At 73.3% G+C, this 14,434-nt stretch carries 17 protein-coding genes; 3 read left to right on the top strand and 14 right to left on the bottom strand.

The window, feature by feature from the left end:
- Positions 1-3: 3 nt before the first annotated feature.
- The 7 genes from AB4Y78_RS14460 to AB4Y78_RS14430 form a co-directional block, all read right to left on the bottom strand.
- Positions 4-504, bottom strand: coding sequence for a low molecular weight protein-tyrosine-phosphatase (locus AB4Y78_RS14460; protein WP_007924551.1), 501 nt, complete (start codon positions 502-504; stop codon positions 4-6).
- On the bottom strand, positions 501-974 hold the full coding sequence (locus AB4Y78_RS14455; RefSeq protein ID WP_128277214.1) for a hypothetical protein: 474 nt from the start codon (positions 972-974) through the stop codon (positions 501-503). The genes AB4Y78_RS14460 and AB4Y78_RS14455 overlap by 4 nt, the downstream gene beginning before the upstream one ends.
- Positions 971-2,008, bottom strand: a complete 1,038-nt coding sequence (locus tag AB4Y78_RS14450; protein WP_202865237.1) for a 2-dehydropantoate 2-reductase — start codon at positions 2,006-2,008, stop codon at positions 971-973. The genes AB4Y78_RS14455 and AB4Y78_RS14450 overlap by 4 nt, the downstream gene beginning before the upstream one ends.
- 73 nt (positions 2,009-2,081) lie before the next feature.
- Complete coding sequence (locus AB4Y78_RS14445) at positions 2,082-2,441, bottom strand: hypothetical protein (RefSeq protein WP_007924557.1); 360 nt, start codon at positions 2,439-2,441, stop codon at positions 2,082-2,084.
- A gap of 133 nt (positions 2,442-2,574) precedes the next feature.
- Complete coding sequence (locus AB4Y78_RS14440; RefSeq protein ID WP_128277213.1) at positions 2,575-4,878, bottom strand: MMPL family transporter; 2,304 nt, start codon at positions 4,876-4,878, stop codon at positions 2,575-2,577.
- A 70-nt stretch (positions 4,879-4,948) separates the two neighbouring features.
- Positions 4,949-5,515, bottom strand: coding sequence for a TetR/AcrR family transcriptional regulator (locus AB4Y78_RS14435; protein WP_441715219.1), 567 nt, complete (start codon positions 5,513-5,515; stop codon positions 4,949-4,951).
- A 130-nt stretch (positions 5,516-5,645) separates the two neighbouring features.
- Positions 5,646-6,185: an NADPH-dependent FMN reductase gene (locus tag AB4Y78_RS14430; RefSeq protein WP_007924563.1), complete on the bottom strand. Its 540-nt coding sequence runs from the start codon at positions 6,183-6,185 to the stop codon at positions 5,646-5,648.
- Positions 6,186-6,283: 98 nt separating this feature from the next.
- Between AB4Y78_RS14430 and AB4Y78_RS14425 the strand changes: the two genes are divergently transcribed.
- Complete coding sequence (locus tag AB4Y78_RS14425; RefSeq protein ID WP_128277211.1) at positions 6,284-6,757, top strand: MarR family winged helix-turn-helix transcriptional regulator; 474 nt, start codon at positions 6,284-6,286, stop codon at positions 6,755-6,757.
- A gap of 4 nt (positions 6,758-6,761) precedes the next feature.
- On the opposite strand, the gene bsaP is transcribed toward AB4Y78_RS14425, so the two are convergent.
- Entirely contained in the window at positions 6,762-7,034 is a 273-nt protein-coding gene (gene bsaP, locus AB4Y78_RS14420) for a biotin synthase auxiliary protein BsaP (protein ID WP_007924566.1), read from the bottom strand.
- 164 nt (positions 7,035-7,198) lie between these two features.
- On the opposite strand from bsaP, the gene AB4Y78_RS14415 reads away from it, so the two are divergent.
- A complete protein-coding gene (locus AB4Y78_RS14415) occupies positions 7,199-8,005 on the top strand; it encodes a L,D-transpeptidase family protein (RefSeq protein ID WP_083853590.1) in 807 nt (268 codons plus the stop codon).
- A 33-nt stretch (positions 8,006-8,038) separates the two neighbouring features.
- On the opposite strand, the gene AB4Y78_RS14410 is transcribed toward AB4Y78_RS14415, so the two are convergent.
- Positions 8,039-8,431, bottom strand: a complete 393-nt coding sequence (locus AB4Y78_RS14410; RefSeq protein WP_007924570.1) for a hypothetical protein — start codon at positions 8,429-8,431, stop codon at positions 8,039-8,041.
- Positions 8,424-9,149, bottom strand: coding sequence for an AIM24 family protein (locus AB4Y78_RS14405; RefSeq protein ID WP_007924571.1), 726 nt, complete (start codon positions 9,147-9,149; stop codon positions 8,424-8,426). Before AB4Y78_RS14405 ends, AB4Y78_RS14410 begins: the two co-directional genes overlap by 8 nt.
- Positions 9,150-9,363: 214 nt before the next feature.
- Here AB4Y78_RS14405 and AB4Y78_RS14400 point away from each other — a divergent pair, with 214 nt between their 5' ends.
- Positions 9,364-9,906: a hypothetical protein gene (locus AB4Y78_RS14400; RefSeq protein WP_040880559.1), complete on the top strand. Its 543-nt coding sequence runs from the start codon at positions 9,364-9,366 to the stop codon at positions 9,904-9,906.
- Positions 9,907-9,913: 7 nt separating this feature from the next.
- On the opposite strand, the gene AB4Y78_RS14395 is transcribed toward AB4Y78_RS14400, so the two are convergent.
- From AB4Y78_RS14395 to cydD, 4 genes are read right to left on the bottom strand one after another with little or no spacing between them, the layout of a single operon-like run.
- Positions 9,914-10,762: a M56 family metallopeptidase gene (locus tag AB4Y78_RS14395; protein ID WP_007924573.1), complete on the bottom strand. Its 849-nt coding sequence runs from the start codon at positions 10,760-10,762 to the stop codon at positions 9,914-9,916.
- Positions 10,759-11,181, bottom strand: coding sequence for a BlaI/MecI/CopY family transcriptional regulator (locus tag AB4Y78_RS14390; protein ID WP_007924574.1), 423 nt, complete (start codon positions 11,179-11,181; stop codon positions 10,759-10,761). Before AB4Y78_RS14390 ends, AB4Y78_RS14395 begins: the two co-directional genes overlap by 4 nt.
- The gene (cydC, locus tag AB4Y78_RS14385; protein WP_007924575.1) at positions 11,156-12,826 is read right to left on the bottom strand and encodes a thiol reductant ABC exporter subunit CydC; all 1,671 of its coding nucleotides are present in this window, start codon (positions 12,824-12,826) and stop codon (positions 11,156-11,158) included. The genes AB4Y78_RS14390 and cydC overlap by 26 nt, the downstream gene beginning before the upstream one ends.
- Complete coding sequence (cydD, locus tag AB4Y78_RS14380; protein WP_007924576.1) at positions 12,823-14,433, bottom strand: thiol reductant ABC exporter subunit CydD; 1,611 nt, start codon at positions 14,431-14,433, stop codon at positions 12,823-12,825. The genes cydC and cydD overlap by 4 nt, the downstream gene beginning before the upstream one ends.
- Between the last annotated feature and the right edge of the window lies 1 nt (position 14,434).

Genomic DNA, 14,434 nt, shown 5'->3' with positions numbered 1-14,434 from the left:
GGTTCACTCTCCGAGCTCGTGGCGGACGTGCGAGATGATGCCGTCGAGCGCGGCATCGATCTCGGCATAGGTGCGGTCGAAGTCGTTGTCGTCGCCGTACCAGGGGTCGGCGATGGCGAGGTCGTCTCCCTTCGGCCCGCTCGGGTCGTAGGAGCGGATCATCCGGATGCGGTCCTTGGCCTCGCGGGTACCGGCGAGACGTCGCAGCACCGTGTAGTGGCCGTGGTCGGCGGCGAGCACGAGGTCGCGGTCGTCGAACCTCCGCTTGTCGAAGGTGCGGGCCCGGTGGTTCGAGTAGTCGCCGGTGTGCCCGTGACGGTGCATGGCCGCGATGGTGCGCGGGTCGGCGGGGTTGCCCTCCTCCCACGCGGTGGTGCCGGCCGAGTCGACCACGACGCGGTGGCCGAGCCCAGCAGCCTCGAAGCGCTCGCGCAGCAGCCACTCGCCCATCGGCGACCGGCAGATGTTGCCGGTGCACACCACGGTGATCCGGTAGTCGCTCATGCCGTCATCGTCTCCCACTCCTCCGGGAGCAACCACGAGAGACCCTGTGGTCCCGCTGACAGTGCCAACGTCCCGAGCAGCGGCAGCTCGCGGTGTCGCAGCACCTCGCTGTGCAGGGCGACGGCGTGCAGGGTGCCCGGCGTCGTCGGGTCGGCCGCGAGGACGACACCGGTGGAGATCCCCTTGTAGCGAAGGGCGGTCCCCGCGTCGGCGAGGGTGCCACCCCGTGGGTCGAGACGGGCCAGCAGGCCGGGGGCGGTGAGCAGGAGCAGGCCGTCGGTCGCCTCGACGGCCCGCAGGGCGCGCCGGGCGAGCGGGTCGGGGCCGGGCGACAGCGCCATCAGGTGGACCTCACGCCCTTCGTCGCGCAGCGCTGAGGTGCAGGCGGCGGCGGTGTCGGTCACGTTGACGCCCCGGGCGTCGGTGAGGAGGACGACGCGGGGGAGTGCGACCTCGGAGAGCGCGCTCACAGGCCGACAGCCCGGCGCAGCTGGGCCCCGGTCCACCGGTGCCGGTCGGGGCCGGCGGCTTCGGCCTCGCGCACGAGCTCGACGATCCGCACGCAGACGGGCGTGCTCGAGCCGTGGTCGGCACCCAGCTGGACGACGATGCCCTGCAGCTCGTCGATCTCGGTGGCGCGACCGGCGTCGAGGTCGTCGGCCATCGACGAGCGGGCGGTCGGTGCGACCTTGAGCGAGGCGCGGGCGACGTTGGCGAAGACCGGCGTCGGGGTCCGCAGGAGGCGTGGCATCGCGGAGGCGGGGAGCGGGGTGAGCCGGCTGGGCGTGATGCCGAGCCGCCGCGCGAGGGCGAGTGCCTCGTCCTGGCAGGCCGCGAGCACGACGCGGCAGTCACGGTCGCGCAGCTCGACGGCGAGCGGCAGGCCGGTGAGCGCGTTGATCGCGTTGTTGAGGTTGAGCAGGAGCTTGGCGTAGAGCACCGCCCGCATGTCGGGCTCGACGTCGACGCGCAGGCCGGCCCCGTGGGCCGCCTTGACGAAGGGGTCGACCCGGGGGTGGTCCTTGGCGACGAGGTGCCCGCTCGTCGTCTGGGTCCAGTGGGTCTCGCCGGAGCGCACGACGTTGAAGGGCACCATGCCGGAGAGCACGAGTGGTCGTGAGGCCCTGCTGGGGAAGGCGCCGGCGAGTGCCTCGTCGATCGCGCTCGCATTGCGCAGACCGTTTTGGAAGGACAGGACGATGGAGTCGTGACCGAGGTAGGGGGCGATCTGGGCGACGGCGGCCTGCAGGTCGAGGGTCTTCGTCGTCAGCAGCACGATGTCCGCGCCGACGGTGGCGCTCGCCTCCGTGGCGAGGGTCAGGGCGTCAGGTCGCACGACCCGGGTGCGGCCGCGCAGGTCGGTGACGGTGAGGCCGTCGCGCTCGATCGCGTCGACGAGGTGTGGCCGCCCGACGAGCGTGACATCGGCTCCGGCAGCCAGCCAGCCGCCGATGTAGGTGCCGACGCTGCCGGCCCCCATGACCGCCACGCGTGTGCGCTCCACTGTGCTCACCCCTTGCCGAGCCGTCGGCCCCGAGTCCAGCGCCGCTGCGACGATCCTAGTCGCAGGGGTGCGGTCACTCGCGGGTCAGGGAGACCCATCCGTTGGCGTGCTCGCCGCGTGCCGGGTGCGTCGGCACCAGCTCCGCCACGGTGTAGCGGGTGCCGCCGACCGAGAGGGTCTCGTCGAGCCGGATCGTCCGCCGGTCGGACCCCAGGTGCAGGCCCGCCCGGTCGGGGTCGATGTTGAAGGCGATGAGCCGCACGCCGTCGACATCCGTCGGCAGGTTTTGGCGGAGGACGGTCGCGCCGGCCAGTGGGGTCCGCTCGGCCTCGGCCGAGTCGTCCCCGCAGGCGGAGAGGGCGCTCGCGCCCAGCAGGGCCAGGAAGGTCCGCCGACCCAGGGCCGGCCCACGTCGACCGGTGCGTGCATCCATGTCTCATGCCCCCTTCGTCCTGGCGAGCGTAGGCGCGCGGCCGGGGGAGGGCGAGGGGGAGCGCTCCCCGGGGGACGACGAAGCGGCCGGCCCGAGATCGGGCCGGCCGCTCCTGCACTGCGGCGAAGGGAGGTCACCCCACGGTGGCGAGGTCCTCGGCGGGCTCCTCGGCCGACGTGCGTCGGGTGAGGGCCTCGCCCTCGACGTCGACGTTGGGCAGCACCTTGTCCAGCCAGCGCGGCATCGCCCAGGCCTTGTCGCCGAGCAGGTACATCAGCGCGGGGATGAGCACCATGCGCACGACGAAGGCGTCGAGCAGGACGGCGGCCGCGAGCGCGAAGCCCATCGACTTGATGAGGTTGTCCGGCTGGAGCATGAAGGCGGCGAAGACCGAGATCATGATGAGCGCCGCGGCGGTGACGACGCGAGCGCCGTGGCGGAAGCCGTCGACGACGGCCTCGCGGGCCGTGTCGCCGTGGACGTAGGCCTCACGCATCCGGGTGACGAGGAAGACCTGGTAGTCCATCGCCAGCCCGAAGACGATGCCGATCATGAGGATCGGCAGGAAGCTGACGAGCGGTGCCCCGTCGACCAGGCCGAAGGCACCCTCCTGGAAGATCGCCACGGTCGCGCCGAGCGTCGCCAGGGTCGACAGCACGAAGCCGAGCGTCGCGGTGAGCGGCACGAGGATCGAGCGGAAGACGAGCATGAGCAGGACGAAGGCGAGGCCGACGACGACCGCGAGGTACGGCACGAGGGCGTCCTGCAGCTTCTGCGACACGTCGGTCTGGATCGCGGTGAGGCCGGTGACGCCGAGGGTCGTGCCGGTGGCCTCCTCCTGCGCGGGGATGCCGTCACGGATCGTGTGGAGCAGCTCCTCGGTCGCCTCGTCGCTCGCGCCCGCGGCGGGCGTGACCATGACCTGGGCGCCGGTGCCCTCGTCGTTCATCGCGACGACCTGGGCATTGGTCACCCCGTCGAGCTGGCCGAGCCACTGGGCGACCTCGCCGTATGCGGCGGGCGCCTGACGCGGGTCCTCGATGTCGCGGCCGTCGACGACGACGACCATCCGGGCCTCCTGGCCGCGGCCGAAGCCGTCGGCGATGAGGTCGGCGGCATCGCGCTGCGAGGTGCCGGGGGCGGCGGTCGAGTCGCTCGGCAGGGCCAGGTGCAGGTCCTTGGCCGGGATGGCCAGGGCCCCGAGGGCGAGCACGGCCACGAGGGCGGCGAGGACCGGGCGGGCGCCGATGGCCCGGGCCCAGCGCGTGCCGCCGTTGTCGACGTGCTGCCCCTCGTCGACGGCCTTGTCCTTGCGGATCTGGCCGGCGAAGGCGCGGTGCCCGAGGGCCCCGAGCACGGCGGGCAGCAGCGTGAGGGCGACGAGCACGGCGGCGAGCACCGTGGCGGCGGCGGCCAGGCCCATCGCGGTGAGGAAGGGGATGTTGACGACGGCCAGCGCGACGAGCGCGATGATCACCGTCAGGCCGGCGAAGACGACGGCGGACCCGGCGCGGCCGACGGCCAGGCCGATCGCGTGCTCGCGGTCCGTGGTGCGCCGCAGCTCGGTGCGGTAGCGGGAGAGGATGAAGAGGGCGTAGTCGATGCCGACGGCCAGACCGAGCATCGAGGCGAGGATCGGGGTCGTCGTGCCGAGGTCGAAGACCGCGGTCGACGCGGTGATGCCCGTGATGCCGATGCCGACCCCGACGAGGGCAGTGAGGATCGGCAGGCCGGCAGCGACGAGGGAGCCGAAGGTCAGGACGAGGACGACGAGGGCGACGGCGATGCCGATGAGCTCGCTCGTCATGCCCATCTCGGGCATACCCTGCATGCCGGTGCCGGTGGCCTCGACGGTCAGCCCCGCGTCTCGGGCGTCGTCGACGGCCTCGGTGACGGCGTCACGGCTGGTCTGCTCGACGTCGGTGACGGTCTCGACGTCGAAGGTCCACTGGATCAGGCCGGTGCGGCCATCCTCGGTGAGCGGGGAGACCGCGGCGGCGTTGGCCCGCGCCACCTCGGTGGGCTGGCCGCTCTCCTTGGCCTGGTCGAGGTACTGCTGCTCGACCCCCTTCGCCGCGGCGACGGGGTCGACGAACTGCTCCGGGGCGCCGACCTGGGGGGCGGCGCGCAGGTCGGTGAGCAGGTCCTCGACAGCTGCCGCATTGGCCGGGTCGGAGAGCTTTTCGCCTGCCGGTGCCTGGACGACGACGGTGCCGGTGGCCTGGTCGAAGGCGTCCTTGGCGCCGGGGAAGAGCTCCTGCTGCAGGGTCTGCGCCTGCTCCGACTCGATACCGGGGATCGTGAATTTGTCGCTCAGCGGCTTGGAGAGGGTGCCGGCGACGGCGCCGATGCCGATGAGGACGACGAGCCAGCCGATGAGGAAGACCGGCCAGCGCCGGAACGCGGTCCGGCCGAGGCGGTAGAGGGCGTGGGCCATGAGGGTGCCTTTCGAGGCGTCGGGGTGGGCCGGCCGCGTCGTCGAGGCCGATCGTGCTGGACGAAGGGGGTTACGCCTGGTCGGCGAGGATCCCCCGGGCGATGGTGAGGTTGGCTCGGGCCCGGGCGGAGAGCGGGCCCAGGGTGGGGGTGGCAATGCACTGGACCACGGAGTGCTGGATGACGCCGCCGACGATGGCCAGAGCCATCCGGGCCCGGGTGTCGTCGACGCCCTCGCGCTCGGAGAGATGGGTGACGAGTCGCTCGCTCAGGTCCTCGACGTGGGCCTTGACCCGGACGAAGAGGTCGGGGTTGCGCTCGATGACGTCGTGGAGCTGCTGGAAGTCGGCGGGGGTGCCGTCGTCGGCGTGCAGGCGGTCGAGGGTGACGGCGAGCACGTCGTCGACGAGGTGGCCGGTCGGGCCGCCGTCGCGCAGGGTCTGCGCCTGCTCGTCGGTGAGCTCGGGGAGCATGCCGAGGACCGCCTCCTCCTTGGAGGAGACGTGGTTGAAGAGGGTGCGCCGCGAGACCCCGACGGCGCGGGCGAGGTCCTCGACGGTGAAGCCTGAGTAGCCGCAGTCCACGGCGAGCCGCTGAGCGGCGGCGATGATCGCGGAGCGGCGGCTGCCGGCTCGCATGGTTGCACTATCGGTCACACAGTGCACTCTTGCACTCTCGAACCCTTTGTGCAAAACCCTTCTGCTCCGCCGGACGCGACGAAGGGGGTCGACCGTGGCGGTCGACCCCCTCCGGGTGCTGTGAGGAGACTCAGGCGGCGACGGGTGCACCCAAGCGGGCGATGAGCGCCTGCAGTGCGGCATCGGCGTCGCTGTCGACGAGTCTGCCGTCGGCGAAGGCCTCGAAGGAGGAGCCGACGCCGAAGGTCTCCTCGACGACGTCAGCGCCGGCGATCTGCAGCGAGCGGACGGCGTCCTTGCGGGCCCACTCGGCACCGTAGGGGGCGCCGGACGCGGCCAGGACGATGGCGCGCGTGCCGTGGATGCTCGCGGCCTCGCGCGGGCGGGAGGCCCAGTCGATGGTGTTCTTGACGACGCTCGAGAGGGTGCCGTTGTACTCGGGGGTGACGACGACGAGGGCGTCAGCGGCTTCCACGGCCTCGCGCAGCTCGGTGGCGACCTGCGGGACCGAGCCCTCGATGTCGAGGTCCTCGGAGTAGTGCGGCAGGTCGGCGCCGCGGTTGAACCACGTGGCGGTCGTGCCCTCGGGCAGGTGGGCTGCGGCGGCCTCGGCGAGGCTGCGGTTGGTCGAGCCGTCGCGCAGGCTGCCGAGGAGGAAGAGGACGTTCATCAGGGGGGACTCCTGGGGGTTTTGGTCAAGTGCTTGACCATGGTGATCGCGGCCGGCGAGTAAAGTCAAGTCCTTGACCAATGGCTTACCATGGGCGCATGACCCCCGACCTGCCCTCCCCGCTGGCCGGCTCGTGCCCCGGCGAGGGGCAGGCACCGCTCGTCAACCTCCTCGCCCGCGCCCAGGCGAGCTTCGTCGCCGACTTCGAGACGCGGCTGCGTGACTCCGAGATCGAGGGGCTCTCGCTGGCTCACTCGGCCAACGTCCTGCGGCACCTGTCCGAAGGGCCCCGGCGGGCGCGCGAGATCGTCGACCGGTGCGGGGTGACCAAGCAGGCGGTCAGCCAGCAGATCGCCCACCTCGAGCGCAACGGGTACGTCGCCGTCGAGCCGGACGCGCAGGACCAGCGGGCGCGCATCGTCAGCCTCACGGCGAAGGGGGAGTGCGCCCAGGCCGTCGTCGGCCGTCTCTTCGAGGAGGTCGAGCGCGACTGGGCCGAGCGGATCGGGCCGGCGCAGGTGGCCGCTCTCCGGTCAGCGCTCACCGACCTGCTCGGCGGCGGGACCTGCTGAGTCGTCAGGCCTCGCCCGTCGTGCCGCTCGTCTCGCCGTGCTTCTTGCACGTGGCCGTCCACGTCGTGCCCTCGGTGGCGACCGTGAGCTTGCGGCGGCAGGTGGTGCAGTAGGTCGGGGCGTGGGCTGCCAGCTCCTGGCGGCACAGCACGTGGTTGCCCTTGCTGGCGGACGTGCCGCAGTGACCGCAGTAGGTGACCGCGACGACCGGCGGGATGGCGCCGAGCGTGTCGGGGTCGCTCCAGCCGGAGTCGCCGGCGGTGGGGAGGTCAGTCATGTCGACGATTGTGGCGCATGGCTGCTCCCGGGCCTCCGGCGCACCCCGGGAGGTCACGTCTCGGTCACTCCCGGCGCGCGAGGCAACCCGGAGCCCCGGCGGGGCGTCCATGATGTCGATACCGCGCGCAGGGGGCGCGCGGTCGGAGCAGGGGAGCAGGACACATGGCACGAGCACGACTGCCGCTCGCGGCCCTCGTCGCCGGCATCGCACTCGCCGGGTGCGGGTCGCAGACGGCGCCGCAGGCCACACCCACCGGGGCCTCGTCGCCGGAGGCGACCACGAGCTCGCCGACCCGGTCGCCGAGCGCCACGTCGTCCAGCTCGTCCACCTCGGCCGGCCCGACGAGCTCGCCGACCTCGCAGGCGACCTCGAGCCGCCCCCTTCGTCCCGGTGACGAGGGCGCCCGGGTGCGGCGGTTGCAGCAGGACCTCAATGCCGCCGGCTACTGGCTCGGCACCCCCGACGGGACCTACGGTCACCTGACCTCGCAGGCGGTCATGGCCCTGCAGAAGTCGGCCGGGCTGGACCGTGACGGCATCGCCGGCCGCAAGACCCTGGACGCCCTGGCGAAGGGGGTCCTCCCCCCCCTGCCGAGCGGTCCGACCAACCGCGTCGAGATCGACCTGGAGCGGCAGGTGCTCATGGTCGTGCGCGGGGGCGAGCTGAAGTACGTCATCAACACGAGCACCGCATCGGGCGAGACCTACATCTCCCGCGGGCAGCCCGCGGTCGCGGTCACCCCCACGGGCACCTTCACCGTCGGTCGCACCTTCCGCGGGTCGGAGGTCGCGCCGCTCGGCACCCTCTACAGCCCGCGCTACTTCTACGGCGGCTACGCCGTCCACGGGTCCGGCTCGATCCCCGCCTACCCCGCCTCGCACGGCTGCGCGCGCGTGAGCAATGCGGCCATGGACATGATCTGGGACGAGGACCTCATGCCGGTCGGCTCGACCGTCGTCGTGCGCTGAGTCGCCCCACCCAGAGGCCGGAGGGAGCCAGCCTCACCTCGCGTCGCGGTAGACCTCGTCCGGGTAGGTCGCCGACATGCCGGCGTCGTTGCGCAGGGTCACCTCGCCGTCGCCGAAGTCCACCTCGACCTCACCGTCCAGCGGCCACGGGTGCGGCTCGTAACGGATACCGCCGGAGTCGGCGTAGTAGAACTCCACGACGTGCTGGTCGGGCGCGACGACATTGGTGTTGACCCGCTCGCGCGCACAGCGCTCCCGTACGGTCACCGTCGGGTCGTCGGTGAGCTCCTCGCACCACTGCTGCGTCCGCCCGCCGACAAGGTGGGACTCGGCTATGCCGACGGCTCCGGCCAGTGCGAGGACAGCGGTGGCGCCCGTGGCGAGACCCACGAGCGCCACCGGCCACCGCGGTCGCGGGTCAGCCACCGAGCAGGTCGCTCAGCCCGCCGCTGCTGCCACCGGAGCTCTGGTGGCCGCCGTCGGTCACCGACTCGGCCGGCTGGACGAGGACGTAGCCCTGACCTCCGAAGGCCATCTGGAAGGTCTCGCCGGTGCCACCGCGCAGCATCGACTTCATCCCGCCGGTGTCGACCTTGATGTCCATCCGGACGCCGCCGGTCCACATGACGACGGCCTGCGCGTCACCGAAGGTCGGGGCGCTCGCGACGTCGAGGGCGACGGGCTCCCCCTTCGTCGTGATGGCGACGTAGCCGCTGCCGCGGAGGGTGACGTTGTAGAGGCCGCCGGTCATCGCGGCGCCGCGGGCCTGGATGCGCTGGATGTCCCAGTCGATCGAGGCGCTGAAGGCGAGCACGTTGTTGCCGTTCACGGAGATCATGTCGTTTTCGAGGTACATGACCTGGATCTCCTGCGCCTCGTTGGCGACGAAGAGCTCGCCCTGACCGGTGCAGGTCAGCATCTTGACGCCCTCGCCGGTCGCGGCCTGCTTGAGGAACTTGCCGACGCCGCCGGAGCCCTTGTTCTCGAAGCGGACATCGCCCTGGTAGGCGACCATCGACCCGGTGCGCGCCATGACCGGGCCGTGGCCCATCTGGATCTTGAGCAGCTTCTTGTTCTGCAGCGAGAACTGGTCGGAGCTCTGCTCCTCCTTGAAGTCCTGGAAGAGGGAACCGTGAATGGGCATGCGTGGACCTTTCAGCTCGGCCGCCCCCTGCGGGCGTCACGTGACCGTCACTCTAGAGCGATCGGTGCCCGACCCGACAGTGCCGCCGACGGGGAGGTCTCCCCGTCAGATCGCCCTCCGGCCACGGGGCTGCAGCATGACGCGCCGGGCCCGGCGCCCCTAGGGTGAGGAGTCCGTCGGGCCGATCGGGCCCGCCCCGAGCGAAGGGATGACCGTGGGCTTCTTCGACAGGGCGCGGGCCGGCTACGACAGCCTCGCGGGCCGGGCCGACCAGGCCCTCGACGCGGCCACCGCGAGCCGCGGCCAGTCCGAGATCGACCAGCATTACCGCGATCTCGGGCTGCTCACCTATCTCGCGTCGACCGGCCGCCCGGTCGACACCGCGACCCAGCAGCACCTCGTCGCCGTCCTGCGCGCCTACGAGGAGCGCGGCGCGATCCGCGACTTCGGGCTGGCGACCACCGGCCGTCCGCCGGCCGGCATGCCCGACCAGTCGGACCGGCCGGGCGGGTCCGACGGCATCCCGCAGCCGCCTCCCGAGCGGGCCGGGCGCCACGGCGACTTCCTCACCCAGCAGCGGGTCGAAGTGAGTCCGCAGCCTCCGCCCGGCGCCCCTGCTCAAGGTTTCGAGCAGTCCTACGGCGAGTACGAGCCCGGGCCGCAGGACCCGCCGAGCATCGGCGGCACGTGGGGCCCGCCCCAGCAGGACAACGGCGGCCCCACCCGTTGGCGGCCGGTCCGACGCGACGAGGAGTGAGCCCGCCTCAGATCGCGACCATGACCGCGAGCACCGGTGGGGTGACGAAGGCCGCCACGCAGATGCCGTAGAGCACGAGCGTCTGCCACGGGGCCGGGTCGTCGGCGACGAGCAACCGGAGGCGTGCGGCAGCCGCCCCCGCGCCGGCCGAGACGCCGGGTGTCAGCTCGGCCTGCGCCGCCTCGGCGAGGGAGACCAGGGCCCGCCCGAGGGCGACCTCGCCGACCTCCTCGCGAGCGGCCCGGTCGGCGAGCGCCTCGACGAGCAGGGCGACCTCGCGCAGTGCGGCGTCGGTCCGCAGCAGCCTCGGGGTCGCGGTGTGCAGGACGGTGAAGAACTCGAGCACGAGGTCGTGCCGCTCGCGCAGGTGGGCCTCCTCGTGGGCCACGACCGCGGCGAGCTCGTCGTCGGGCAGGGCGATCAGGGCCGCCTCGGTGATGACGAGTCGGGACCCGGCGCCGGGGACGCAGTAGGCGGAGAGCCGCTCCGAGGGGAGGACCCGGGTGTGGTCGCCCTCGTGGCGACCGACGAGGTCGACGAGCTGGCGGTGCTCGGCCCGAGCCGTCCGGATGCGGGTGCCGACGTCGTGCCCGTTGAGCAGCAGCCGCACGAGCACGCCGATCGAGGCGATGCCGGCCACGACGAGCACGGCAACCTCGACGGGGGTCGACTGCGGCCGCGGGTGCACAAGGGCCAGGGGTGCCGCGGTGAGCAGGCACAGGACGGCCGAGAGGGAGAGCGACTGCCAGACGAAGAGCGCCGCCCGCGGGCTGCGGCGCAGCCTCTCGATGCGCACGAGCAGGCGCGGCGCGGTGAGGAGTGCCGCTGCGCAGAGCAGCAGCAGGGCGGCGATCACCCTCGAGAGTCTGCCTGACCCCGTCCTCGACGACGGCGGGGCCGGTCGCCCTGGGCCTCGACCTCGGCCATGGCCTCGCGGACCGCGGCGAGGTCGTCGGCACTCGCCTCCGACAGGAAGTGCAGGATCGCCGCCTGCCGCTCCTGGCTGCTCAGGTCGTGCAGCGGGCTGCGCATCGCCTCCGCGGTGAGCGACTCGCGACTCGCCGCCGGGCGGTATCGCCAGGCTCGGCCGTCGCGCTCGCGGGTGGTCACTCCCTTCGCCTCGAGACGGGAGAGGACCGTCATGACGGTGGTGTAGGCGAGGTCGCGACCGGTGAGCCCGGCCAGCACCTCGCGGACGGTGAGGCCGCTGTCGGTGGACCACAGGACGTCCATGACCGCCTGCTCGAGATCACCGAGCGATGCGTGCTTGGCCATGGTGGGCTCCTCCCTCGGTGATGGTCACGGTCCGGTGCATCCGGTCGAGGCCGGTGCCGTGGTGGGTCACCATGATCACCGACCGGTCACCGGCGTGCTGCAGCAGGTCGGCGATGACGGCTTCGGCCGTCGCGTGGTCGAGGTGGGCGACGGGTTCGTCGAGCAGGATGACCGGCCGCCCGCTGGTGATGGCGCGGGCGATGGACAGGCGAGCGCGCTCGCCGCCGGAGATGCCGCGTCCGCCGGTGCCGAGCCGGGTGTCGAGGCCGTCGGGGAGCGCGGCGTGCCAGCCTCCGAGCCCCGCTCGACGAAGGGAGTCGACGAGCGCCGCGTCGTCGGCCTCGGATGCCGCGAGGGTCAGGTTGGCACGCAGGGTGCCGGCGAAGACGTGCGGCTCGTCGTCGACGACCGCGACGAGGTCGCGCACCTCGTCGAGCGGCAGGGCCGTCACGTCGGTGCCGTCGACGGTGTACGTCCCCGAGCTCGGGTCGAGGTGGCGGGCGAGCACGGCCAGGAGGGTGGACTTGCCGGCGCCGTTGGGGCCGGTGAGGGCGAGGTGCTCGCCCGGCTCGACCGTCAGGTCGACCGGACCCACGTCGGTGCGGCCGGGTAGCCAGCCGGCCGTCAGGCCGCGCAGCTCGAGCCGCGGGGCGCCGCGCCCCCCGGTCCCGGAGTGTGTCCCACGTGCCGCGTGGGCGGTCGCCCCTCGACCGTCTCGAAGGGTCACCACCGGCTGCTGCTCGAGCAGGTCGTCGAGGCGGTCGGCGCTGGCGCGGGCACGAGCCAGCGCCCGGGTCGCCTCCGTGAGCACTCCGAGCGCTTCGCCGGTGGCGACCGGGGCGAGGACGAGCAGGGCACGCACGGGCGCGCTCGCATCCGACGTCGCGGACAGCGCGGCAGCGGTGAGTGTCGCGACCCCGGTGATGACGAGCACCGCTGCGGCAGAGAGGGACCGGCCGCGGGCCTGCCGACGCGTGGCGGCCCGCAGCTGCTCGTGCGCGGAGCGCAGCCAGCCGGCTGCGGTGCCGGTGCCGCCGACGGCGCGCAGCTCGTCGGCCTGGGCGGTGACGAGCTGCGCGACCCGGGCGACCTCGCCCCGGGCGTCGAGCACGGCACCCTGGGCGCGCGACTCGAGCCGGTCGGCGACGACGGCCACGCCCGCGACCGCCAGGAGCATGCCGGCGATGACGAGGCCGACCTGCGGGTCGACGAGGGCGGTGAGTGCCGCGGTGAGCACGCCGGCGGTGAGGGCGGACAGGGCCGGCACGGTGACGCGGACCGAGGCCTCGACGACGTCGGTGAGGTCGTCGACGACGCCGGTGAGCACGTCGGTGCGGCCGCGCCGCCCCAGCCGCGCGGGGGTGAGCGGGATGAGTCGGCGGTAGGTGTCCGTGCGGGCGTCGGCGAGGTCGGCCAGGGCGGTGTCGTGGCTGCGCAGGCGCTCCCAGTAACGAAAGACCGGTCGGGCCAGGCCGAAGGTGCGCACGGCGACGATCGCGGTGAGCAGCAGCATGATCTGCGGCCGCTGGTCGGCGCGGACGATGAGCCAGCCCGACGTCGTCGTGAGGGCGATGCCGGCCGCGGTGGCCACCCCGCCGAGCAGCCCGGCGACGACGAGCCCGCGGCTCAGGTGCAGCGGCCTCATCGGACGACCTCCGGCTGCGTCAGCGCGAGGTGCTCGTCGGCCCGGGCCACGAGGTCGGGCTGGTGGGTGACGGCGATGACGGTGCGTGTGGCGGCGAGCTGCTCGATCACCGCGCCGATGGCGTCGACGGAGCCCGGGTCGACGTGCGCGGTGACCTCGTCGAGGAGCACGACCGGAGCGTTGGAGAGGAGGGCGCGGGCGAGGACGAGGCGGGCCCGCTGACCCGCCGACAGGCCGAAGCCGTCGTCGCCGATGCGCGTCTCGAGGCCCTCGGGCAGCGCGGCGACGAGCTCGTCGAGACCGACCTCGTGCAGCGCCCGCCACACGTCCACCGACTCCTGCGGCCCCCCGATCGTCAGGTTGGCGCGCAGGGTGCCCGCGCCGAGGAAGGGTCGCTGGGTCACCAGGTGCACGTCACCGGCGCGGACCTCGCCCCGGTCGGGTCGGCGGATGCCGGCGACGAGCTCGAGCAGGGTCGTCTTGCCGCAGCCCGAGGCCCCGGTGACCACGGTCAGGCCCGGACCGGCGGTGAGGTCGACGTCGGTGAGCGTCGCTCCCTTCGCCCCGGGGTGGGTGTAGGTGACGCCGGCGAGGGTGACGACTTGGCCGGCCCCGCCGCCGCCAGTCCGCATGTCCCTGGGGAGATGCGGCTCGTCGAGCTCGGCGAGGATGTCGTCGAGGGCGGCCGCGCCGTCGGCGGCGGAGTGGTACTCCGTGCCCACCCGGCGGATCGGCCAGTAGGCCTCCGGCGCGAGCAGGATCGCGGTGAGCCCGACGAGCAGGTCGATCGACCCGTGCGTGAGGCGCAGGCCGACCGCGACGGCGACGATCGCGACCGAGATCGTCGCGAGCAGCTCGAGGGCCGCGGCGGACATGAAGGCCAGCCGCAGCGTGCGCATCGTCGCCCGGCGGTGACGCTGGCTCACCTCGCCGATCGTCGTGACCTGTCGCTCGGCCCGGCCGTAGGCGACGAGGGTGGGCAGCCCGCGCACCACGTCGAGGAAGTGCCCCGACAGGTCACGGAGCGCACCCCAGCGGCGCTCGGTGTCCTCCTGCGTCGTCGCGCCGATGAGGGCGGCAAACAGGGGCAGCAGCGGCACCGTCAGCACGACGATGACCGCGCTCGGCCAGTCGACGACGAGCAGGCAGGCGATGGCGAGCGGCGGCACGACGGCCGCCGAGACCAGGGCGGGCAGGTACCGCGCGACATAGGGCTCGACGGCGCTCGTGCCCTGGGTGGCCAGCGTCAGTGCCGTCGCGGCGAAGGGGGCGTCCCCCTCCCCGCCGTGGCGGCGCCCGTCCGCCGGTCGCCGTGACCAGACCCCGATCAGCTGCTCGCGCAGCTGCGTCGCGACGAGCGCGCCGGCCCGTGCCGCCACCGTCTCGGAGACCGCGCCGAGCAGGGCCCGGGCGGCGAAGAGCGCGCCGGTCCACAGCGCCGGCCCCACGAGGTCGGACCCGCGCACGACCGCCACGACGAGCGCGGCGAGGGCGAAGGCCGTCGCGATCGTCGCGACGCCCTGCGCGACGCCGACGACCGCGAGCGTCGCGACCGGCCTGCGGGTGGCCGGCGCCACCCGCAGGATGCGCGGGTCGAAGGGGCGCACG

This window comes from Janibacter sp. RAF52 (assembly GCF_052114035.1).
In the GTDB taxonomy this organism is placed as follows: Bacteria; Actinomycetota; Actinomycetes; order Actinomycetales; family Dermatophilaceae; genus Janibacter; species Janibacter hoylei.
The sequence above is the reverse complement of the archived record's forward strand: the minus strand, read 5'-3'. Positions and strand labels throughout refer to the sequence as shown.